The organism is Stenotrophomonas sp. Steno-C18 (assembly GCF_056393195.1).
Map to the genome: position 1 here is coordinate 1 of NZ_JBWJOX010000022.1, position 1,737 is coordinate 1,737.

Below are 1,737 nucleotides of genomic sequence, written 5' to 3' on the forward strand. Positions count from 1 at the left end.
CGGCGGGTTTCACCGCTCGGCAGCGACACGAACGCCGGCTGCTCGAAGATGCTGTACGGCCTGCCCGTCTTGCGGCTGGTGCCGTGCTTGCCTTCGATGACTTCGTTGCGAACTTCGATCAACAGACTCATGACTCACTCCTGCCCTTTCTGGGCTTCGATATGCCCCGAAGGGGCGAAAAGGATTGCGGTGAGCAGCTGGGCGGCGTCCTCAGGACGCGGACACCACGGCGGCAGACTGGCGCGGGCAGTGCCGACAATCAGGCGTGCGAGCGTTGCTTCGTCGCCACCACTGGCGTGCAACATCGCGTTGACCATCGGGCCGTACTGGCGGCGGAAATGCATGACGGCGCGCTTGCAGTTGGCAAGCAGCTTCTCGGTGGCGATGCGCAGGCGTTCGCCAATGCCGCCGACGAAGTCAAGCACCGGGTATGCACCTACGAGGTACGGGGCCGGATCAACCAGCATGTCCAGGACAAGCTCACGGCGCTGGCTGGCGTGGAACTCGCCTTCGTAGCGCACCCATGGCGACGTTTGATCACCCTGTTCCTTGCCTTTCTCGTAGACGCGAAGCTGGTTTTCCGACTTGCGGCTGCCGACGTAAAAGGTCTTGCCGGTGTTGTTGCCCATGTCATCGATCAGCCGCGCTTTAGGCCGCTGGCCGCGCTTGTCGAAGCTGCCTTCGTTGTAGCGCTCAATGGCCCACTGCACCGGCCACTGACCGAGGAAATCGTCTGCCGCAATATCGACGCGCGTCAGGCGCGCATCGCATGCGCCCAGCAGTGAAGCGAGCGACGACCACCGCTGCGCATGGTCATCGCCACTGCTGGCCTCGTACAGGCGGCAGCCATTGCCCGTGAGCTCCAACCGAGCGGTATTCGTTCCGTCCTTGCGGACCGTGACCAACCCGCCGAACTCCAACAGGCCCACATGCTCACCACCGGCCTGCAACGAGACGCGCCAGTTGTAGAACCGGCCACGGGTAGGCTCGCCCAGTTCGAAGATGCCGGGAAAGAAGTGATCGGCCAGTGCCTGGGCGACGGGACGCGCGCAGTTCCCCACGGGACCGTCGAGATCTTCAATGATGGCCTTCGGGTCGTCAGCCATCCCGCGAGCGTCAAGGACGGAAAGAAGATCAACCGCCGCAGCCATCCAGTCGATCACCACCCCGATCCGTTCAGTTTCACTGACTCCCCTGTTAGACGAGGGGAGTACCGAAGCCCCGGCATCAACCATAATGACGCTCCCCAAAACTGCGGAGAGAGACCATGCCCAAGCCCCCGATGATCGATGCCGACCAGTTCGGAGCTGCACTCGATGCGCTGTGCACTACCAATGCAACGCTCTTCATGCTTTTGGCTTCCCAAGAGCAAAGCGATGCTGCGCTTCGATTACTTGACCGAGTCGCGACTCAGATGAACGACGGCAGCGGCTTGAATGCGATTCGCGCACACGTGGTGACGCAAACAATGACCGCGATTCGCGATCTTCAAGCAATGAACGCAGCAGAACACCACCCTGCTGCCCGAGGTAGAAACTGATATCACGCATAGCTCGCGCCCTCGCCATAAACGACGGTCCGGGTGCTGCCGAGGACGGCCACAACACGGTAGGAACGACGGCCACGCAGCAGCGCATTCCACCAGCGAGCGCGGGCAACAGCCCATGCGTCATCGCGGCCATAGCGGCATTTCGGCGTCCACTCGCCGTGGCCGATGCGCTGTTCAATCTCGTAGGT

General features: G+C 62.1%; 3 protein-coding genes. 1 reads left to right on the forward strand and 2 read right to left on the reverse strand.

Features of this window, described 5'->3' with window-relative positions; translation table 11 throughout:
• Positions 1–134: 134 nt before the first annotated feature.
• Positions 135–1,163 carry a replication initiation factor domain-containing protein gene (locus AC06FE_RS19505; RefSeq protein ID WP_478073986.1) on the reverse strand — a complete coding sequence of 343 codons (1,029 nt, stop codon included), beginning with the start codon at positions 1,161–1,163 and terminating at the stop codon, positions 135–137.
• Positions 1,164–1,267: 104 nt separating this feature from the next.
• On the opposite strand from AC06FE_RS19505, the gene AC06FE_RS19510 reads away from it, so the two are divergent.
• Positions 1,268–1,540, forward strand: a complete 273-nt coding sequence (locus AC06FE_RS19510; protein ID WP_478073987.1) for a hypothetical protein — start codon at positions 1,268–1,270, stop codon at positions 1,538–1,540.
• A gap of 2 nt (positions 1,541–1,542) precedes the next feature.
• Here AC06FE_RS19510 and AC06FE_RS19515 read toward each other — a convergent pair.
• The coding region (locus AC06FE_RS19515) for a hypothetical protein (protein WP_478073988.1) at positions 1,543–1,737 on the reverse strand (195 nt) is incomplete at its 5' end.

What these genes read in the sequence shown, in the direction of transcription:
- AC06FE_RS19510 (WP_478073987.1), top strand. Translation starts at nt 1,268, where the DNA reads ATGCCCAAGCCCCCGATGATCGATGCCGACCAGTTCGGAGCTGCACTC.